General features: G+C 59.4%; 16 protein-coding genes. 11 read left to right on the forward strand and 5 right to left on the reverse strand.

Annotated elements, in window-relative coordinates; genetic code table 11:
* Positions 1-9 precede the first annotated feature (9 nt).
* Genes GbCGDNIH8_RS12285 through GbCGDNIH8_RS12300 form a run of 4 tightly spaced genes read right to left on the reverse strand, consistent with a single transcriptional unit; the run spans position 10 to position 6093 of the window.
* Complete coding sequence (locus GbCGDNIH8_RS12285; protein ID WP_072573404.1) at positions 10-1332, reverse strand: lysine N(6)-hydroxylase/L-ornithine N(5)-oxygenase family protein; 1323 nt, start codon at positions 1330-1332, stop codon at positions 10-12.
* A complete protein-coding gene (locus tag GbCGDNIH8_RS12290; RefSeq protein WP_253736048.1) occupies positions 1332-3209 on the reverse strand; it encodes an IucA/IucC family protein in 1878 nt (625 codons plus the stop codon). The genes GbCGDNIH8_RS12285 and GbCGDNIH8_RS12290 overlap by 1 nt, the downstream gene beginning before the upstream one ends.
* Positions 3206-4252, reverse strand: coding sequence for a GNAT family N-acetyltransferase (locus GbCGDNIH8_RS12295; RefSeq protein ID WP_081369014.1), 1047 nt, complete (start codon positions 4250-4252; stop codon positions 3206-3208). The genes GbCGDNIH8_RS12290 and GbCGDNIH8_RS12295 overlap by 4 nt, the downstream gene beginning before the upstream one ends.
* Positions 4249-6093 (reverse strand): IucA/IucC family protein, encoded by a 1845-nt coding sequence (locus GbCGDNIH8_RS12300; RefSeq protein WP_157692653.1) that lies wholly within the window; start codon positions 6091-6093, stop codon positions 4249-4251. The genes GbCGDNIH8_RS12295 and GbCGDNIH8_RS12300 overlap by 4 nt, the downstream gene beginning before the upstream one ends.
* A gap of 94 nt (positions 6094-6187) precedes the next feature.
* On the opposite strand from GbCGDNIH8_RS12300, the gene GbCGDNIH8_RS12305 reads away from it, so the two are divergent.
* A complete protein-coding gene (locus tag GbCGDNIH8_RS12305; RefSeq protein ID WP_072573407.1) occupies positions 6188-7471 on the forward strand; it encodes an MFS transporter in 1284 nt (427 codons plus the stop codon).
* Entirely contained in the window at positions 7464-8222 is a 759-nt protein-coding gene (fhuF, locus tag GbCGDNIH8_RS12310) for a siderophore-iron reductase FhuF (RefSeq protein ID WP_081369015.1), read from the forward strand. The genes GbCGDNIH8_RS12305 and fhuF overlap by 8 nt, the downstream gene beginning before the upstream one ends.
* 19 nt (positions 8223-8241) lie before the next feature.
* Here fhuF and GbCGDNIH8_RS13015 read toward each other — a convergent pair whose 3' ends face one another.
* Complete coding sequence (locus GbCGDNIH8_RS13015) at positions 8242-8412, reverse strand: hypothetical protein (RefSeq protein ID WP_157692655.1); 171 nt, start codon at positions 8410-8412, stop codon at positions 8242-8244.
* Between the two features lie 228 nt (positions 8413-8640).
* On the opposite strand from GbCGDNIH8_RS13015, the gene GbCGDNIH8_RS12315 reads away from it, so the two are divergent.
* The 9 genes from GbCGDNIH8_RS12315 to GbCGDNIH8_RS12355 all read left to right on the forward strand — a co-directional run bounded on the left by GbCGDNIH8_RS12315 (position 8641) and on the right by GbCGDNIH8_RS12355 (position 20132).
* Positions 8641-10764, forward strand: coding sequence for a hypothetical protein (locus tag GbCGDNIH8_RS12315; RefSeq protein ID WP_072573409.1), 2124 nt, complete (start codon positions 8641-8643; stop codon positions 10762-10764).
* Complete coding sequence (locus tag GbCGDNIH8_RS12320; RefSeq protein WP_072573410.1) at positions 10761-11684, forward strand: hypothetical protein; 924 nt, start codon at positions 10761-10763, stop codon at positions 11682-11684. The genes GbCGDNIH8_RS12315 and GbCGDNIH8_RS12320 overlap by 4 nt, the downstream gene beginning before the upstream one ends.
* On the forward strand, positions 11681-12382 hold the full coding sequence (locus GbCGDNIH8_RS12325; protein ID WP_072573411.1) for a hypothetical protein: 702 nt from the start codon (positions 11681-11683) through the stop codon (positions 12380-12382). Before GbCGDNIH8_RS12320 ends, GbCGDNIH8_RS12325 begins: the two co-directional genes overlap by 4 nt.
* Complete coding sequence (locus GbCGDNIH8_RS12330) at positions 12379-13782, forward strand: proton-conducting transporter membrane subunit (protein WP_072573412.1); 1404 nt, start codon at positions 12379-12381, stop codon at positions 13780-13782. The genes GbCGDNIH8_RS12325 and GbCGDNIH8_RS12330 overlap by 4 nt, the downstream gene beginning before the upstream one ends.
* Complete coding sequence (locus tag GbCGDNIH8_RS12335) at positions 13779-15335, forward strand: hydrogenase large subunit (protein ID WP_072573413.1); 1557 nt, start codon at positions 13779-13781, stop codon at positions 15333-15335. The genes GbCGDNIH8_RS12330 and GbCGDNIH8_RS12335 overlap by 4 nt, the downstream gene beginning before the upstream one ends.
* 7 nt (positions 15336-15342) lie before the next feature.
* Positions 15343-15867, forward strand: a complete 525-nt coding sequence (locus GbCGDNIH8_RS12340) for an NADH-quinone oxidoreductase subunit B family protein (protein ID WP_072573414.1) — start codon at positions 15343-15345, stop codon at positions 15865-15867.
* 270 nt (positions 15868-16137) lie between these two features.
* On the forward strand, positions 16138-16389 hold the full coding sequence (locus GbCGDNIH8_RS12345; protein ID WP_081369063.1) for a DUF3126 family protein: 252 nt from the start codon (positions 16138-16140) through the stop codon (positions 16387-16389).
* Between the two features lie 261 nt (positions 16390-16650).
* Entirely contained in the window at positions 16651-17019 is a 369-nt protein-coding gene (locus tag GbCGDNIH8_RS12350; protein ID WP_072612702.1) for a hypothetical protein, read from the forward strand.
* A gap of 146 nt (positions 17020-17165) precedes the next feature.
* The gene (locus tag GbCGDNIH8_RS12355) at positions 17166-20132 is read left to right on the forward strand and encodes a glycosyltransferase family 2 protein (protein WP_072573416.1); all 2967 of its coding nucleotides are present in this window, start codon (positions 17166-17168) and stop codon (positions 20130-20132) included.
* Positions 20133-20170: the final 38 nt, after the last annotated feature.

Consider the following 20170-nt stretch of genomic DNA (forward strand, 5'->3'; position numbering starts at 1 on the left):
CCCGGCCCTTTATTCAGCCGCGAGACAGGAAGTTTCATCCTCCCTTTCTCCCCAATCCATCAGCGGCTCCTGCTCCTCCAGATCGAAATGCGGTCGGCCGAGCAGGCTGTTGATGATTGTCGCCGCCCGCCATGCCATCAGACTGAGTTGAGGCTCGGCAATCCCATGGCTGTGACGCCCGGCATTCTGGACAAAGATGCGGGCGGAAGCAGGACCATCCCAGACAGCCGAAAAGTCGGGCCGCAATGTGTAACGCCCTTCCTCATCCAGTTTGAGGCGCTTCTGGAGCGACCCCAAACAGGCTGGTACCACTGACTTGTATCCGGTTGCACAGATCACCGCATCCCCGGTCACCTCATCCATCTGGCCATCGAGATGATGACGCAGATGCAAGGTGATCCCTTCTCCCTGACGCCTTGCAGCCTCCGCCTCCCGATATGGCATCAGCCGCACGAAGTCGCGTCGGCCATCGAGATGCCGGATCTGGTACAGCGCGCGATAGATCTCGTTCAGCGTGGTCGGGGAAGCCCCGTCACTTGCCAGCTTCTGCGCGGCAACATGACGTGCCCTCAGATCAGGCGGCAATCCATGGAAGCGCGCAACATAGGCCGGCGTAAAATACTCGTTGCTGAAAGCCACTTCATCCAACGATGAGAAATTCATCCGGCGCGTGATCCAGGTTATCCCCCTCACCCGGTCCGGCCCCCGACGCAGCAGATCAAGCACAATTTCCGCGCCGCTCTGCCCGCCACCGACCACAATGACATGGCGGCCCGTATAATCACGGTCTTTCTCGGCAAAACGGGATGTATGCAGGCACATATCTTCCAGACCAGCCGCCCAGCGCGGCAGATAGGGATGATGTCCCGTTCCGATCAACACATTGCGCGATCTGACTTCACCATGGCGATGCGTCAGCACAAAGTGACGGCCATCGAAATCAACGGATTCCACCGGTGTTCCGAAATGCAGCGATGGAAGCTGCGCCGCCACCCAGCCTAGATAATCATCGAATTCCCGGCGATAGATTCCATCAAATCCAGCCGTGATGAATTCGTAGAACCGGCGCCGTGCCACCAGATAGGAAGTAAAGCTGAACGGGCTGGTCGGCTGCACGGCGCTGACCAGATCCTTCAGCCATGACGTCTGCAAGGTCACATCAGGCAGCATCATGCCAGGATGCCAGGCGAAGCGCGGGCTGCGATCAAAAAACTGCGCCTGCACCTCCGGCACAGCATCCAGCAGGGCTGCGACGCTCAGATTGAACGGCCCGATCCCGATTGCCGCAAGATCCTGCAACGGAGACGCAGAAAACTGAAAACGATCCGTCATCAGGCTATACTCCCTGACTGCAAAGCTGCATGTTGGTGTAAGGAATGATTCCAATCACCCCGCAGTGACCAGTCATCATAAAGAGGATTGTGAAGAGGTGTTCCGATTTCAGGTTTCGGCCGGACCGGCGTGTCGCCATACCCGATGGAGAAACGGGCGCGGTTGATGCAGATACGCATCATGGTCGGGGTAAAAAGATCAAACATCTCAAAACGCCCCGCCAATTCCGGACAGCGTGCCTGGTATTGACGGATGACACGGGCAAGACCCTGATAAAAAGCCTGCTCGGGATATCCATCATGCACCAGCAAAGCATCAGACAGGAACCGGAGGACGCTGACAAAATGGCCCGTCTGGAGGTGATGAATCAGATGCTCAGCCGGACGTCTGCCGACCTGATCAGCCAATCCTTCCGGCAGGGTTTCATGCTCCGGCAAAGCAGGCGTGACGAGATCGAAATCCCCCTGCAAATCCTTCAGCGCCACACCACAGGGTATCCAGTCTTTCAATAACAGCGTGACATTCTGCCCATGCGCGATAAACCCGGCGCCATACCGGCACATCAGGTGATAGAGCGGGACCACGACAGAAGAAAACAACCTCTCCAGCCAGATGTCGCACGGCATGGAAGAACGGCGGATACAGGCCGAGATCAATGGCACGCCATCCCCGCCACATACCTGTAATGCCCCCAGCATGATGGCACGCTCATCCGCTGCCAGTGACGGCTCCGCGCGCTGCCGCCATACTGCACCAAGCAGTTCATGAAAACGGTAGGGAGCCTGAGCAATTTTTCCGTATACAGTCTGCGGCACCGCATAACCGGCCATGTCCCGCAGGATCAGGACTTTCGTAGTCTGGAAAACAGAATCTTTCGCGACACATTCACTCAGCCATGATGAAAGGCCGACACCGGTCAGAATGCCTTTACCAGGCAAGCCTCGCCATGCAGACGTATTCAGAATGGTTACCGGCAATTTGATATCATGCGTCGCCGCTCTTTCCGCATTGGCCAGCGTCCGCAGGGATTGCTGTGGTCGATAAAGATCACCCCGTTCACCCAGTGGCACAATCCTGCCTGACGCAATATCGGCTGCAAAATGCGTCTGGATATAATTCTGCCACTGCCATGGATGCACCGGGATCAAACGATGACTGATCCTGTCGAATCCACGGTCGAACAGAATACGATCAATCTCCCGCAGATCATCGACACGCAGCATTTCCGACAGAAGATCATCTTCGCTGATATCACGCGTCATCCCACCCAGACAGGCTTCACGCGCCACAGCAATCCAGTGCAGGCGGAACACGGAATCATATTCAGGAGCATAGGCCCGCTGATCTTCCAATCCCCAGCCAACCCTGCCTTTCGAGGCCGGGGCTTTGGGATGCCCATCCAGCCTGGCCTGCAAACGATCATTGTCGAGATCAAGCATGGAAGTCGCAGACAGACCATCCCGTCTTCTCAGCAGTTCCATATCTGTTTGCAGCGTGGCGTACAGCTCCTGCAGATACATTGCCAGTGTTGCATCACTCATACCCAGTGCAGCCTGCGCATCCACATAAAACTGCGCAGCATCATGGGCTGGTATTTCTTCTCCCTTTTCAATCCTGACGATACTATCAGGATCAATCGTCAGCTGTCCCCAGATACGCGGCTCCGCTTCACACCGGTAATGCACATCACCAAAGCGGAACATCCATAATCCGCCCGCTTCTTCCTCGGGATGAAATGCTTCCTCATAGGCCAGCTCAGACAGGGATTTGGCAAGACAGGTCAGATTGACGCGCCGCCACAGAGAGGCCTGCAAGGAGGCCTGGCGCAGAGCATCCTGACGATCACGCATCACGCTGAATTCATTGGATACCTTCATCTGATGCACTCCCTGAAAAAGTGATCACGCGTGCAGGTAATCAGCATCGAACGCTTGTGCGGAAAATCGAATTCATATTCCAGCGTGTAACCGGATTCCTCACAGAGCCGCAGCATATTGCTATGAGTGGCACTCGGCTCTCCCACGACTTTTCGTGTTCTGCAATCATCAAGAAACAGGCAATGCGTAATCGTCCGGAACCATGCCAGCGTACGGTCACGGCCAAGATGGCGTTTTTCGCCTACCAGTACATGCCAGCCACGATCATAATCATCGGCCTCATAATGCGGGCCGAGCCTGTCTTCCTTGCCCCAATAGATCTCGAAATAGGTCGATGGCTCCCCATCCAGTTCGCCGATCACGGAGAATGCATGCGGATCAGCCTCCATACGATGCAGATAGGCTTCATGCTTTTCAATCGGGCCGGCTTCATCCCAGAATTTCGCCACACGCGGCTGGTTCTGCCACATATGGAACAGTTCAAGATCACGGCCGATATCCAGTGCACGCAAGGTAAATTCATGACCGGTTATGGCATCACGCCGTCGATAGAACACACCTTTCGGGGCTGGCGGACGCAACGGATGATCACGCCCATCTGCGAGTGTACGACGCAGAAGCGGTTGGCGATGTGCAGGCGGACCGGCCTGCCAGAAATCCCTTTGCTGACGATGCCCCTGCCGGTACAGCAGAGCGGTATTATTCCGTATCTCATGAATCGGAAACGATGCATCGGCAGGATCGGAAACTAATTCCAGAGGAACTGAAAAACAATCAGCCCCTTCTGAAAAAGCATAATCAGCCAGTACATAGATCAGAAAATTTCTGTCCTTTTCCGGCACAGACCAACACAGGCCAATGGCTTTGGCAAATTCCTCCTCGAAATGAAGGCGCGTATGGGCGGCGACCGACCCATTGAGCAGTATGCTCAGTTCGCCTTCTTTCATGATCATGACAGAGCGGCCATGTGCATCCCGGAATGTCCAGACCGGAGTCATATCCTTAACCGATCGCTCAACCGGATGCTCCAGAACACCACTCATGGCCGCACCAGCGGATTGGGAACAGATACATAACTGGCAAGGGGGCTGGCAGTATCCGCGTTTTCGTTGACATCCCTCAGATACGTCATCACATTGCCTTTCATCCAGATCGACGGACAATCCAGCAGATAGCGAATGACGGACTGATCACGCAGCCCATCATCACTCATGGATTGAAGCCTTTGCCGTAAAATACCCAGAAGGGTCTGTTCCTGTGCAACTTTGTCGAGCACAAGTGTATCAAGAACACCGAACACGGAATTACCGATCAGATAATACCCGATCAGCTGCGGCCCCAGTGCGGCATCAATGATATTGTCTGTCCATCGTCCCAGCTCCGGCACGTGGGTCCGCAGAGTCTCGATCATATCAGTTGCAATCGCCGTACCCTGACAATCACGGAACCAGGCCTGTTCCGGCCAGCCATTCTGCAAACCAAGCACGACATTCTGCTGATGGGCACTCATCATCACACCATGACGGGCATGGAGATACAGCACAGGCTCCATCAGAATGCCGAGGAAACGACGGAACCATTCCTCAGCAACATCAGACTGGCTGCGTTTATCGCGTGTAGCAATCATATGGATGATATGGCCCAGTCTGCTGGGAGCGCTGCTGTCGAACAGATCATCCTGACAAAGCGTCGCAAGCATCGCGGCATGACGACCACCCGCATATACTCCATTGGCTTTATCAGAAAATGGATTCTCCCTGAAGACAACAGAGCTTTCGATCAAAATCTTCCCATCGGGCCCTTTCAGCGACAAATGAGCAGGTTCTTCGATCACTGAAAAACCCTGATAGCGGGCAAAGACATCCTGCCCGACCGGGCCACGCAGCAGACGCGCCAGATGCAGGCCACGATCAAGCTCGCGCGGCAGAATCGTGCGGATTGAATTGGTAATCCGCATCGACAGCGAGAATTTCATCATCAGTGGAGACTGCGCACTCCATAAACTGCGCAGGGATGCAGTCGCGCGGAATTGCGGTCCCATGACGCCCAGATCGCGCAACCGGTCCTCCATGCGCAGACTGGCAAGTTCGGGCAGGCACAGAAGATGACCGGCCTGCCAGGGATGAACCGGCAACAAGATCCAGCCTTCCGGAACGGCACGCAGTATTTCCTGACCAGCATCGGTCGATGCAACCATATCTTTCAGCAGGGACTGTATATCGGCCACATGAACACTGTCGCCAATCATATGATCCGGATGGACTGCGAACCAGCGTAACGCGAAGCTGTTGCCATGATCAGGTCCGTACGCCGCATCCTCACTTTCGGATAAGCCTTCACGGAATTTGGGCGCGGGATGAAACGGATGGCCCAGGATCAGACCCTGTTCCGCCGTGATAAAATCAGGCACATTCTCTGTCTGATCATGTGTTCTATATTGATGACTGAGCAAGGCGGCTGAGACACGTTCGGCGCTGTCCATGACACGTTTACGGAAAGTCATCCTGGTCGGCAGGGATGCCGCCTGAGCAAAAGCCGTGTGATCCAGAAGAAGATCCAGCAGCAAACGCATATCGACCGATCGCGTGGTACCATGACGCCGCAGCAGTGGAGACCCCGCAAATCTGAACCGCCCGGTTTCAGTGGAGGCGGCAAGCGGCAGCAGCAACTCCCCTTCCTGCAACAACAGGGGAACTGAAACCGCACCGGCCGGACAATGCACATATGCCCCACATCGTGCTGCAGCTTCCTGCGGATCGAGCTTTTTCCAGCCACGCCATTCGCGCAGTAAACCGTTCAGCAATGTCGTCGCCGCCATTCCGGCCTCAAAGGGACGACGTTCAATGCATGCTGACGTATCGCGGGTATCCATGGCTTCCAGCACAGGCGTTTCCCTTTCTGTTGCATATCGTGCCGCTTTGCGGAGAATCACCTTGCGGCATATTGCAATTGATATTCATTCCTAATTTAATGCCAAAATGCAACCCCGAAACACCTCCCTCTCCGCGGGCATCAGCCCTGCTGATCCAGCATCGCCCGATGCGATCACTTTGTCGTGCTCAGATCGTCTCGGCTTTGCTTCGCTTGTCTGCTGTGTAGGGCTGACGCAATCATCATTGATTGCATTTCTGCCGATTTTATCGAGCAAAACAGGATTATCTGTTCTGTCACTTGGTATTGTTACCAGCTGTGGAATGCTGGCCATGCTTGGTGGTGCGCCTCTGGCAGGATGGTTGAGCGATCGGGCCGGTCGACGCCAGACTTTGATGGCCTGCCTTGCCATTTTCTGCGTAGCCCAGCTTTTTCTGGCGGGCATTGTATCAGCGGCGATGAACGGGACTTTAACCCCTTCACTCTGTCTCGGACTGTTGATGATATGCCGTCTGTTACATGGCATCGCGACAGGTGGCCTGCTTCCAGTGGCACAGGCCTGGGTCGCTGATCTGACCGGAATTCAAGGTCGTATGGCGGGGCTTGCCGCCATCAGCGCCGGGTTCAGTGCCGGTCGGCTGGCAGGTCCGCTGCTGGTCTCGGCCACTTTACCGCTGGGGGCCACGATGCCGCTCTGGATCATGGCGCTGCTGCCCCTGCCACTCGGCAGCATCCTGTTGCGCCGCCCGCCCCCGGAAAGCGGTCATAGGAACATCAGGCCCCGATCAGGGACTGCATGCTGGCGCGATCCGGCGATTCGGCGGTTGCTGATATTGGCCGCCATCGTCAACATTGCTTTTGGCACCTTGCATTTCGTGCTTGGCCCCTTGTTCCAGCACAGGCTGGGCTGGACCGCACAGTTGGCCGGAATCAGGCTGGGCTGGATCACCGCCCTGATGGCAGCCCTGATGCTGGCAAACCAGATGAGCGTCATTCCCCGTCTGACCGCATGGCCCCGGCACACTCTGGCGGTCGGCATAGCCGTGATCTGGCTATCCGCACTCTGTCTGACCTGCGGACAGAGCGTGTGGAGCCTCGGGGCCGGTGTCTGCCTGCTCGGGCAAGGGCTGGCCTTAGCGGGTCCGGCCTGCGCGGCCCTGGTCAGCATTGCCGCCGGAGGAAGACAGGGGGCTGCCTCCGGGCTGTTATCCTCCGTTCTGACGCTGGGGTATGCTGCGGGAGCCACGCTGGGCGGTTTTCTGTTCACCCTGGGCAATGCATGGCCCGCTGCGACCGCCCTGGTGATCCTGCCGCTGATCCTGCCGTTTTTCCCGCTCCGGGAATCATGGACAAAGCCGTCCGATAATCGGCAGATAGCAGGTGATGCGTAAAGACGAAGACATAGCGGCATGGTGCGAGGCACGTATGGCCTCTCCTGCCGATTTTTCTCCGGCTGATGGCGTGGACGTCTCCCTGCTGACACGGCGGGAGACACTGGCCCCCGGTATAGAGCGATTCGCCAAAACCCTGCCTGCAGGCGCCGATCCACGCGCCATCGGGTCACTCTGGAGCAAGGCCTACACGCGGGCCGTGCTACCATCGCTGTTTATTCTGGCCATTCGGGACGGGCGCAACGCGCTTGATCCCGCACAGGCCGTGCCGCCCGGACTGGTTCTGCTCAAGGATCGCCCGGATCAACTGGCACTGGATGCAGCCCTCCCGCCACGCCAAACGCCTGAGCAGATCATGACCATCGCGCTGGGGCAGCATATGCAAAGCGTGTTCACCGCGTTGCGGGACTGCACTGGCCTTTCCCCGCGCGTGGCATGGTCCAATGCGGGCAACATGGCTGATTTCCTGTTCCGCCGCATGGCCGAAACGCCATCATTGGCCGATCAGGCCGCGCAGTATGAGGCCCTGATCATGGAGCCACGCCAGACCCCGTGGTTTCCACGCCAGAACTGGCTGCATGCACCATTGCGAACCGTCTCTGTCATACTGGACGGAGAAGCGGTTCCGCTGCGTCAGCGGCGGATCTGCTGCCTGCGGGACAGGGTGCCGGGCATGACGCTTTGCTCCACCTGCCCCAGATTATCGGAGGCAGAGCGCCGCGCGCTGGTCGGTCAACGGCACCGCCACTGATCCTGTCCACGTGCCCCTGTCAGGCAGGCAAAGCGTAATGAGCGGCCGTTTCCGGCGTATACTCATCACCCCCTATTTCATCCGGGGCGCCAAACTCCAGAGTATCGTCCAGCAATCGTGGCGCCGCTGGCCGGTTTGCGGCCATCAGGCTGACAAGGGTGGCAGTGCCAAGTGAAAAAGTGCGTTCCATCACACGCTCCAGCCGGTGATCTGCCGAGTATGTCGATAATGATAGTGATTCGCAACTAAAGACTGCTCGACCGGCGGTAAAAAGGGGAATAGCCGTCTCGGCGCGTATCCAGCTAAATTCAACAGGAAGATGCTTCCGTGATGACGAGGCTCCCGGCTATGTTTTTGCGGTGATCACATGCACCGTTTTTCAATCGCGCCTGACCTGTCCCTGTAAAGGGTTGTAGGCATGGCCATTCTGCCCATCCTGCTCTGCGCCTTTGCCTGCCTGGGACTGGCGGGCGAAAGGCTGATGGCCGCACCGCCGCGGCAGGATCGCCGGATCCTGCCGGCACGGCTGAAGCGGCTGATGCTGTGCCACATCGTGCTGTGTGCCGTGGGGGGCATGGCCTGCCTGTCTGTTCTGCTCGGGGGCGCGTCATGGAATGGAACAGCATGGGTTGGCGGCGCCCTGCCCGCGCTGGTGTCGGATGCCGTTGCCCTGCGTCTGGGGCTGGACGGATTTTCCGCCTTTACAGCGCTGGCCGGATTCTGTGCGCTCGGGCTGGCCAGCGCCACCGGGCTGGATCGACCCGGAGGAGGAGCCACGCGGCTGGCCTTTGTAACAGCCGCGTTGATGCTGACCGTCATGGCAGCCGATGTCATGACACTGGCAGGAGGCATCGCCTTGCTTTTCGTCGCCCTGTGGGCCTGCCCTACGCATGACGGCCCTACGCATGACGGCCCTACGCATGACGGGGCGTCCCCCGGCACGGAAACGAACACGTTCAGCCCGGCCCATACCCCGCCCCATTCGGGGAATGCGGCCGCCATTGTAGGGATTCCGCTGCTGATCATCTCTACGGTCATGCTGATGCAGCACGTCTCTCCCGCAGGCAGGGGGCCGGTACAGGGCGTCGAGTCAGCCAGACCGCTGGTCTGGATTGCCCTGTTACTGCTGACCATCGTCGTTCTGACGACGATGGCCGCCCTGCGTGCCCCCTCCTCCGAGCTATCCCGGATCGTGACAGAGGAGCACACGTCCGGGCCGGAACCGGCGGCCCCGGACCTTGCCACCCTTACCCCTGCTTTGCCGGTACAGCGCAGCCCGGCCCCGGCCCTTGCCACGCCGGCGCAGATCGTCCGGCCTGCTTTGCAGGTGATTGTGCCGGTTTATCTGCTCGGACGGCTGGGACTCGATTTCCTGCGTAAGGCGGGGGGACCGGGAGAAAGCACTCCACTGATGCTGGCCGGAGCCATTCTGGCCCTGGCCGGTGGAATCAGCACCTTGCGGGGACGCAGCATTGGCCGCTGCGTGAATGGAATGGCGGACAGCCAGACCGGTCTTGCGATTCTGGGCTGCGGGCTGGCCGTGGCCGCCATGGCGGTTGATCTGCCCGATCTTGCCAGCCTTGCCCTGGCTTCCGTCCTGATCATCGTCCTGTCTGCCGCCCTGCTGATGCCAGTGTTGGGGACCGGAACCACACTGATCGAGGAAGGGGCCGGCACCACCATGCTGGACCGGCTTGGCGGCATCATCATCGGGATGCCACGCATCGCCCTGCTGACCGGCGCAGCCTGCCTGGCCGGCGCAATGCTGCCGCCTTCCCCGCTTTATGCCGGGCGTTGGATGCTGGTTCAGGCCCTGATCGGCGGGCAGAGAATTCAGGACGCCGGTCTGGATGCCTTGCTGACGCTCGGGCTGGTCGCTACGGCACTGGCCTCGGGATTGGGAATAGCAGCGGTGCTGCGCCTGATCTGCATCGCCATTCTCGGCCGCCCCCGTGCGCCACGGGCCGCCGCCAGCACGGAGCCGCGCCGTCCCGCCGGGCTACGGGCCATGCAGGCAGGGCTTGCGGCCTGTATCGTGTCAGGGCTGATCCCCGGCCCTGTCCTGCACCTCCTGCACGGGGCGCTGGCAGTGCTGTGCGGTCATACCATGGATGATCGGACTGGCTGGATCGGGATCAGCGCGCAGGTCGACAGCATGCTGAGCTACACCCCGTTGTGGATCGCGCTGGCGCTGATCTGCGGCACCGCCCTGCTGCGGCACTTCCTGCACGGGCGGCGCAGCACGACCCGGAATGCCGCGCCATGGAATGATGGCGATGCACCGGCACCACCCTGGCTACCCTTCGGCGATCCGGCCACCCAGCCCGATCCTGATTCGGTGGCCGATACTTTCCTGGCCCCGCTGCCGCCCCTGAAACCCACCCATCCGGCCCTGTCCGGCCTGCAGTCGCTGCTGCGGATGATCCTGACAGCCAGGCTGCCGGGTCGGGCAGAACGTTTCATCCCGGCCGGGGCCTCTGTCGGGCTGCTGGCAGTGCTCTGCCTGCTGCTGGCCATGGCCGCTCTGGAGGCACGGCCATGACGGGAAGCTTCTTTTCCCCCGGACTGTATATCGTGCTGCACCTCATCCTGCTGGCCCTGCTGGCACCGCTGGTGACCGGGATCATCACCAGCATCCGCATCAGGGCCAGTGGAGGCGGCTGGCTGTCTCCCCTCGCGCCTTACACATGGCTCCGGGCGACGATAAAGCACGGCATCGTCATTCCCGCGCAGGCAACCAGCCTGTTCTTGCTCCTGCCATGCGTCTCCCTGATTGCAACCGCGCTGGCCGCCTTTCTGACGCCTTCCTTTCTGATCGATGGCCCTGTGACCGGAGGGGGTGACGCCATCCTCATCCTGGGCCTGCTGTCACTGTCCCTGATCGCCAGAGTGATGGGGAGCATGGATACGGGGCTGAGCCAGAACAGCATTGGCACGCTGCGACAGGGCGGGGAGGCTGGCTGGATGGAGCTGATCGTGACCCTCAGCCTCTCCGCCCTGACGATGCTGGGCGGAAACCCGGTCCTGACAGCCCTGCATACGACCGGGATGATGCCCGGTGGCGCCTTGCTGATCTCACTGCTGCTGCCCGGCCTGTGCCTTGCCGCGCTGGCCGGCGCAGGGATGTTGGGCACGCCATCGGATGACATGGCGCATCTCTCCGGCCCGCTGCTGGCCATGGCTTCTTATGAACAGTCCCTGCGTCTGCTGACCTGGATCAGCATCATGGCGGTCGTGTTTCTGCCTTTTGGCATGATCTCCCTTCAGGCCGGCCTCCTGCACTGGGGCTTCGCCATTCTGACATGGGGGGGCAAAATCCTGTTTCTCGCCGTCCTGCTGGGTCTGGCGCAGGCGCGGCTGCCTTTTCCGGCGGCCGGACGGGGGGCTGCGTTCCTTCTGCTGGGCAGCGTCTTTACCCTTCTGGCCGTCCTGTGCCTGCTGGCGGGACAATATCCGGCATGACCATCACACCAGGCACCGTTTTCCTCCCGCTTCTGGCGATGATTCTGTTCTCAGCCATGATCGCCGCGCTCTGTACCAGGCTTCGGGCCGCGCGACAGGTCGTGCTGGCCCAGACCATGCTGGTGACAATCGTGGCCGCGATGAATGCCTTGTTAACGGCTTTCTGTCTGCCTGATCGTCCGGCCTGGCCCATGGCCGGAGTTGCTCTCACGGTGCTTCTGGCAGGATTGTTTCTTGGGCAAAGATGGCGGAGCAGGTCGCTCGCCCTGTCATCAGAACCGGATCTCAAAACCGGTCAGCCAACCCTGCCCGATACGGTCTGGATGATAGGAACCGGCCTGATTATCGCCCTGGTCGTCTCCGGCGGCATCGGATTAACGCCCATTGTCTCTCACGCTCCGGTATCCACCGCGACGCTATCCACATCACTGCCCGATCCCGCAACGGTGATCGCCATCAGCCTGACGATGGGGATGCTGTCTCTGCTCTGGCTGGCCCGTGACAGCAGGGTCGATTTCCTCGGTCCGGCACTGCTTCAGGCCGGGCTGGCAATCGCACTGGTCATGAGTGCACTGGATATTCACCGGCTGATGCCGCTCTACAGTCTGCTGGGCCTGCTGCCCGCCCTGCTGACGGAGGAAGCCTTCCGCCTCCTGCGCCAGCGGGAAGCACGGGCTGAGACGGAGGCTGCACCATGACGGATCATGCCCCCGATTGGCTTTCCCTTCTGACCGATCCGGCATGGTGGCCATGGCTGCTGCCACTGCCGTCGCTGTTGACCGCCGCACTGAGCATGGCGCTGTCCGGCTGGCAGGGAGCAGCCTGGGCCGGTCTGGTATCAGCCTGTCTGACGCTGGGCTTGGCAGGGGGATTGGCAGCGGGATTGGCAGGAGGGCTGGCAGGGGCTTCATTGACCGCCATGTCCGCTGATCCGGCCGCGGGAGGAGCATTGCTGACGGCCCTGATCAGCGTGATGGCCGCCACAGCCTGGCTTGGCTGGTGCGCGGATGAGGTCGCTGCCATGCGTATCTCCCTCACCCGGCTGAAAATCCTGGCGGTCGGGCAGCAAACCGCGTTGGCGGGAATTCTGCTGGCCTTTGCCCCCTCTCCCTGGGCAGGCTGGGCCGGGATCAGCATCGCCATGGCCGTGCTGACTGTTCTGGCTGCCTTTTCCCCTTCCGCGGCCATGTCCCGGCGGGGAGAGACGCTGACAGTCGGGATGATGGCCTGTCTGCTGTCCCTGTTCGGCCTGATCATCCTTCAGGCGTCCTCCTCCGGTCTCCTTTTCTCCGGACAGGGGCACGGTCTGGTCCGCACCATGCCAGGCCTGATCTGCCTCGCCGCCGGGCTGGCCGTCCCCGCCGGCCTCGCCCCGGTGCATCAATGGCTGCGGGAGACCGTCAGCGCCCTGCCACCGCCAGGACAAGCGCTGATCACCGGCGGGCTGCCTGCTGCCGCCCTGCTGTTCATGCTGAAACAGTCCGGCGCGGGCATGCCGCCTTTTATCTATGGCACGCTGGGGATTCTCTCCGTACTGGCCGGTGCGGTGCTGGCGATCCGCTGCGGCTTCACCCTTTCATGGCGCTGGAGCGGACCACTCTCCTGTCTCGGCGGCGGCTGTCTGGCGGGTGGGAGTCAGGGTCTGCTCTATCCGGCGCTCGGGCTGCTGGCCCTGAGCGCCTGTCTGCTGCTCGACGGCCGAGCACGGCAGGTGGGAGCTGTCTCCGACCATACACCCTCCCCGCAGGGACATGGCGGGTTGGATGCATTGCGACTCGCGGCCCGTTTCAGTCTGGCGGGGCTGCCGGGGGGCACTCTGGCGGGACTGATCACCCTGCTGTCCGGGACTGCCCTGACGCATCCTCTTCTGGCCCTGCTGCTGGCGGCCGGGCTTGGAAGCAATGGCTATGCGCTGCTCCGTCAGGCGCCGATGCTGCGACCCGCCCGAAGGCCGCCGACACCCTCCCGCGCCTGTCTGCCGCTTGATATGACCGCAACCCTGCCCGCCCTGATTCTGCTGCTGACCTGCATCCTGCTGGGGCTTGGCAATGGGCCATCCCGCTGGTTCGCCTCTGCTGCCGCTGCGGTGACACAATGAGTAGTCTGGACTCCCTGTTGCAGGGCGCCGACACCGAGGCCACCCACCATGATGCCGCCACCCATACCGTGGCACGGAGGCTACTGACCGCCCCGCTCTGGCAGGAACTTGCAGCCAGCCCCCAGGCCGGGTTGCTGGCGCTCTGGGCCGATCAGGCGCGCTGCCATGCCTTGTATCGCACCGCGCATGGCATCCTGCCGGTGGCAACCCCGATCGAAGGGGGGCGCTTCCCCGCGCTTTCCCCCTTCCGTCCCGCCGCGGCATGGCAGGAGCGGGCCATCCGCGATTTGTGGGGCTATGAGGCCGAGCACGGCGTGGATAGCCGCCCATGGCTCGATCACGGCAGATGGCCGATGAGTGCCCCGCTTTCCGCCCGGCCCGGACCGCCTTTGCCACCGCCCGAGCAGGCGGAGTGGCGGATGGCCTCGCCCTTTGCCTCCTCCTTTGTATCGCCCCGGCCCGATATCACGCTGCACGAGCGCAGCATTGGGCCTGTGCATCCATTGATGCGGGAGCCGGCACAGTTGCGCCTGCATCTGCATGGCACCATCATCCGGCAGGCGGAATGGCGGCTTGGCTATACTCATCGCGGTATCCCGTGGCTGATGCGCGGGAAACCCCTGCGGGACGCGATCAGGATCGCAGCCCGGATCACCGGCGATGCAGCGCTCGCCCACGGTCTGGCCTTCGCCCGTGCCGCCGAGGCCGCCTTGCGGCTGGAGCCGCCTCCCCGCGCCCTGCTGCTGCGTGGCCTGATGAATGAGCTGGAACGCTGTACCGTCCATCTGTATGTCCTCGCCACCACGGCCAGCGCCGCCGGCGCCGACACCTATGCCGCGAAACTGTCCACATGGCGGGAGCGTCTGTTGCGCGCCATTCAGGATGCGTTTGGCAACCGCATGATGATCGACCAGCTTATTCCTGGCGGGGTGCTGACCGATCTTCTGGACGGCACCGCACTGGAAACAGTCTTGCAGGCCCTCGGCCGGACCATGCCGGAGCTGATCGAACGCTATGAAACGGCTGCCAGCCTGAGTGGGCATGGATTCTGCGCCCGTCTCCGTGGCTGTGCTGTCCTGTCCGGATCGGATGCTGTTTCCCTCGCCGTACCTGGCCCCGCCGGACGCGCATCGGGCCGGCCCCATGATCTGCGCACCACCTGGCAACAGGCTCCGCATGGCACGGTGCACAGGCTGGTGCTGGCAAATGGCGACGCGGATGCCAGAATGCGGGTCCGTCTGGCCGAAATTCAGGAGAGCCTGCGGCTGGCACTGCTGTTTCTGGATTCCCTGCCGGTCGGACCGATTGCCAATCCCATGCCGATCGGCACAGGCAATGCCAGCGGAGAAGGTTATGGCGGGGTGGAATCGGCCCGTGGCGCATGCTGGCACTGGCTGCGCATCGAGGGCGGAATGGTGGTCTCCGCCCATGCGGCCGATCCATCATGGCGGCTGATTCCCGCTATTGAGGCCGCTCTGCCCGGCACGGACATTGATCTGCTGGGAGTGGCGCTGGCCTCTTTCGCGCTCTCGCCCGCCGGGGCTGATCTGTGAGACACTCATGAGATGGTTTCCGTCCCTTCAGGCTTCCCATCCCGGGCTGTGGGATGATGCCGCCAGCCAGCCGCATGCGGAAACCGTCGCCGCACTGATCGCCCGGCGCAGAAGCAGCGCACGGCCAAGGCTGGGACAGGCCCTGTCCATCCTGCATGCAGAGAGCGGCGGAGGCAGCGCCTGCCTGCTTGAACTGGAGGCATTGCGCGCCGCGCCCGGTCTGCTGGCCCGTCATGGATTACGGTTTGTCGCCTCGCCGCTGCATGCCGATATCCTGCTGATCACCGGCTATGGCTGCCACAACCTGACGAGCGCCATCCATCAGGCATGGGAGGCGATGCCAGGCCCGCGATGGGCCATCGCCGTCGGTGACGGAGCCGCAGAGGGTAATCCGCTGCATGGAAGCTATGCCAGCACCGGCACTATGGAAGACATCCCTCTTGATCTGGTCATTCCAGGCAGTCCCCCTGCAGCGGACACAATCCTGTCCGGCCTGCGCGCCCTGGTCGCAGCCAATGCTGATCCGGCCTAGAAACTGACCTTAACAGCGGCTGATCAGTCGCATGACAAGCAGAGGCTGCCTCTTCCCGAAATCGCTTGTCGCCCCTGGACCGCCATTCACATCATCCGTGGTACACCTCCATGATCCGGTGCTGTACGGACCATTTTCCGGTGTCCGCCCATGCTGTCATGACCCTTCACAGACGTTGGAACAGGGCTATTTTATCCTTCCACGCTGGACCCTGATGGCCAGGATTGGGTAAATCGCTCTCCTTCACAGCGATAAGTGATCTTCATGTCCATGACCCGTACTGATATCGACCGCGTGCAGACCTACCTGCGCCGCCTGCTTGGCACCGACCGGATTCAGCTGATTGTCCCGCCCAAGGCTGGACTGTCCGTAGAAGTGGCTGTTCAGGATGAAGTCATTGGCACGATCCACAAGGACACCGATGATGGTGAAATTTCCTATTCCGTGCACCTGACCATTCTTGAGGAAGATCTTCCTCCAGCGCCGAAAGCTGCTCCCGTCAAAACAGCCAGAACACGCTGATTATTCGGTATGCGGGATTTCGTTTTCGGGGGCGTGCGCTCCCCGAAGGCGAAATCCCTTCATTGTGTTCATCGTGTCGGAATTTTTTTACCGGTGCGGGATAAAAAATTGTGAACACTCAACCTAAAGTTTACAAAATCCAAATAGTTTATAAATAAAAACCATAATAACCAAAAAATTATATTTCTTTTTTGTTAGAAATTTCTTGCCAAGAAACAGGATTTTGGCTTTCTTTGGTCCGCGAACATAGGAGCCAAGTCCATGGCTATTTCCGTCTGGCAAAAGAAAAAAATGTTCCAAAATGCTCGCGACATGCAATCCCCGCCATCGGAAACCCCGTCAAATGTGATTTCATTGCGGGGTGGAGATACACCTGCTGTGGAAAACATTCTAAACGTGCTGATCTTTGACCCTGATTTCTACCGCTCGCGTTATATTGATGTCGCTGAAGCCGGTATTGATCCAGTTGACCATTACTTTACTGTTGGCTGGAGAGAAGGACGGCAGCCCAACGCTGCGTTCGACCCGGAAGCCTATCAAAATGCCAACCCGGATGTTCGGGACGCACAGATTAATCCCTTCGCCCACTATCTGCTGAGAGGATACCGGGAAGGTCGCCCGCTGCGGTAAAGCATAGAATGCCAGAGATAGAAAATAATCTCCTTTTCCGCGTCTTTCTGAGTTCTATATTCATATTATGGTTCCCCCCCTGCCTGACGGCCTCCATCTGTTTTGATGGAGGGTTTTCATGCCAATCAAGAAAATGAGGCCGGATTTTGACGAGCAAGATCGTAGCCAGGCGGGTTGAAACCGGCCTCAATATTACGTTTGAGCCTTTTCTGGTCTCCACAATGCCGGAATTTGCTTCCGTCGTGCTGGATCAGATACTGACCACCACCATCCCCCTGAAACCTGGCAAAGGCGGCAAGCTCATCGCTGATATTGCCCTGCCGGATTCCCAGATTCTTCATACGCTTGAACTGCTGGACCCCCTCTCCGGACGGTCCCTGTTCGATGCCGCTTATTCACTGGCAGATTTCTACAGGCTTGAGGCCGAAGAACATGTTGTGAGCGACGGGCGGCTGACCGGACGTTTTTCCGCCAGCGCCTTTCTGGCAGACCGATTGCTGGTCGATCTGACCACTGAAAATGACGTGATCGTCGCACGTGGTTTCGCCATACGGCAGAAAAAAACTGCCCGTCTTGCAGAGTATACGTTCGATATCCCGCTTTCCCTGATGTGTCGACCGGATGAAACAATCATCGCCATCATCCGTATTGCCGGCGCCGTCATTCATACCCCTGTGACCATTACGGCAAAGGACATCGGATGGCTCGGTTTCGTGGATCTGGTGCAGGCCGGGCTGGTATCCGGCTGGGCCATTGATCTGACCGGCGCCGGTCGCCGTGTAGCGCTGGATCTGATCGTCAATAATGAGGTGATTTCACAGATTATCGCAGATGATTTCCGGCCCGACCTGCAACATACCGGAATCAGTGATGGACATTCGGCCTTTTCATTCAGCCTGACATCGAAGCCGGGTTTCAAAGGCCCCTCTCCGGCACGGGTCGTCGTCTCCGGAACGGAGATGACTCTGATCAATGGATCATTCCAGGCCACACCACCTTCCAGCATTCGCGGCTGTTTCGACATTCTTCATGGCATGTCCGCCCATGGCTGGGCCGTTGATCTGGATAATCCCAAAAAACCGGTCAAAGTTGAAGCCATCTGCAATGGCAACATCATTGGCACCGCGGAAGCCAAGCTGTTTCGCGGCGATCTGCTGGATGCCGGATATAATAATGGTCTCTGCGCGTTCAAAATCGATATTGGTACACAGCTGCTCGATCTTCTCGGACAGGATGTGCTGGTGCGTATTGCCGGAACAGACCAATACCTGATCGGATCACCGCGGGTCGCACAGCAGAACAAGCATATTCTGCGCTATCTTCAGCCACAGCGGGAGGTTCCGCCTGCCGTCGTGCCTCGTCTGAAGCGGATGATGAATTATCGTGCCGGGCCAGTACGCCTTTCAATCATTATGCCAGTGTATAATACACCACAGAGCTGGCTGATTGAGGCCCTGAACAGCGTCCGCGCCCAATGGTGCGATAACTGGGAGCTGCTCTGCATCAACGATGCCTCCCCCGAGCCTCATGTCGAAACCATCCTGCGCGCCTATGCACAGCAGGATCCCCGCATCCGTATCCTGCGAACCGGTGAGAATGTCGGCATTGCCCGGGCAACGAATTTTGGCCTGCGTGCCGCATCCGGGCAATACGTCACCTTCATGGATCATGATGATTATCTGGAGCCTGACGCCGTCTATCATCTTCTGAAAGCAGCCGGAGAAACACAGGCGGATTTCATCTATTCCGATGAAGCCACCACGGATGAAAACATCGCCAGCATCGCCGAAGTGCGTGGCAGGCCTGCTTTCTCCCATGACTATTATCTGTCCCATCCCTACTTCGTGCATATGCTCTGCCTGAAGCGCGAGCTGGCTCATCAACTGGGCGGGTGGGATGAAAGCATGGCGATTTCGGCAGATGTCGATTTCGTGCTGCGTATCATCGAACATGCCCGCACCATCGCCCATGTTCCACGGGTGCTGTATCGCTGGCGCACCCATGGCGGCAGCACCGGCCATTCCAAGAAACAGCAGGTTATGGAGGCCACGCAGAAAGCCATTCAGGCGCATCTCGATCGCCTGAAAACCGGTGCGACGGTCGAGGAAGGCGTATGGTTCAATCAGTTCCGCATCAACTGGCCGAAAAGTCAGGGCAGGGTGCTGATCGTTATCCCGACCAAGAACAAGGCCGATCTGGTCAAAACCGCGGTCGAGTCCATCGAGCGAACAACCCCGCCCGATGTGGATTACCGCATCGTCGTGGTCGATCATGAATCCACCGAGCCGGAAAGCCAGAAATATTTCCGTGCTCTGGCCAAGCGGCATATCGTGATGCCGTATCGAGGTCCGTTCAACTATTCGAAAATCAACAATGAAGCCGTTAAAAAACACGGTGATGATTGCGAATTCGTCCTGTTCCTGAACAATGATGTCGAGGCCATCACGGATAACTGGATCGACCGTATGCGCAGCCTTGCCAACCGTCAGGAGGTTGGCGCTGTCGGTGCATTGCTGCTGTATCCCGACAAGCGTGTGCAGCATGCGGGTGTGATCATGGGATTCAATGAATCCGCTGATCATGCCTTCAAATTCGTCGATGCCTACCTGAATGACAAGGGGCGTCGGAATCTCGGCTATAATTGCAGCCTCAGTTCAGTACGAGACTATTCTGCTGTTACCGCGGCCTGTCTGATGATGCGGAAATCCGTGTTTGATCAACTCGGTGGTTTTGAGCCCAGATTCGGTGTTGGATTCAACGATACCGATCTTTGCCTGCGGATCCGGGAAGCCAATCTGAAAGTGCTGTATGATGGCGCCACGGTCCTGTTCCACTATGAAAGCGCCACGCGCAGCCAGACCAAGCAGGTGATGCATCCGGAAGACACCGATTATCTGCTGCAACGTCATGCCGAGATTCTGAAAAACGGTGATCCTTTCTATAACCCCAATCTCAGCTATGTGACGCAGGATCACGTTCTGCGTGAAGACAATGGCTGCAAATATTTCAGTGTCCGGGTGACGGAAAAACCGGTTCCCGAAACCACGGCTTCTGTAACCGCGTCGCCGAAACCGGCCAGAAAACAGAAGCGGCAAATAGCCATACCAGCCTGATCTGATCTGTTCAGAAACCCGAATATAAAAACGGCCAG

This window comes from Granulibacter bethesdensis (genome assembly GCF_001889545.1).
Classification (GTDB): domain Bacteria; phylum Pseudomonadota; class Alphaproteobacteria; order Acetobacterales; family Acetobacteraceae; genus Granulibacter; species Granulibacter bethesdensis_B.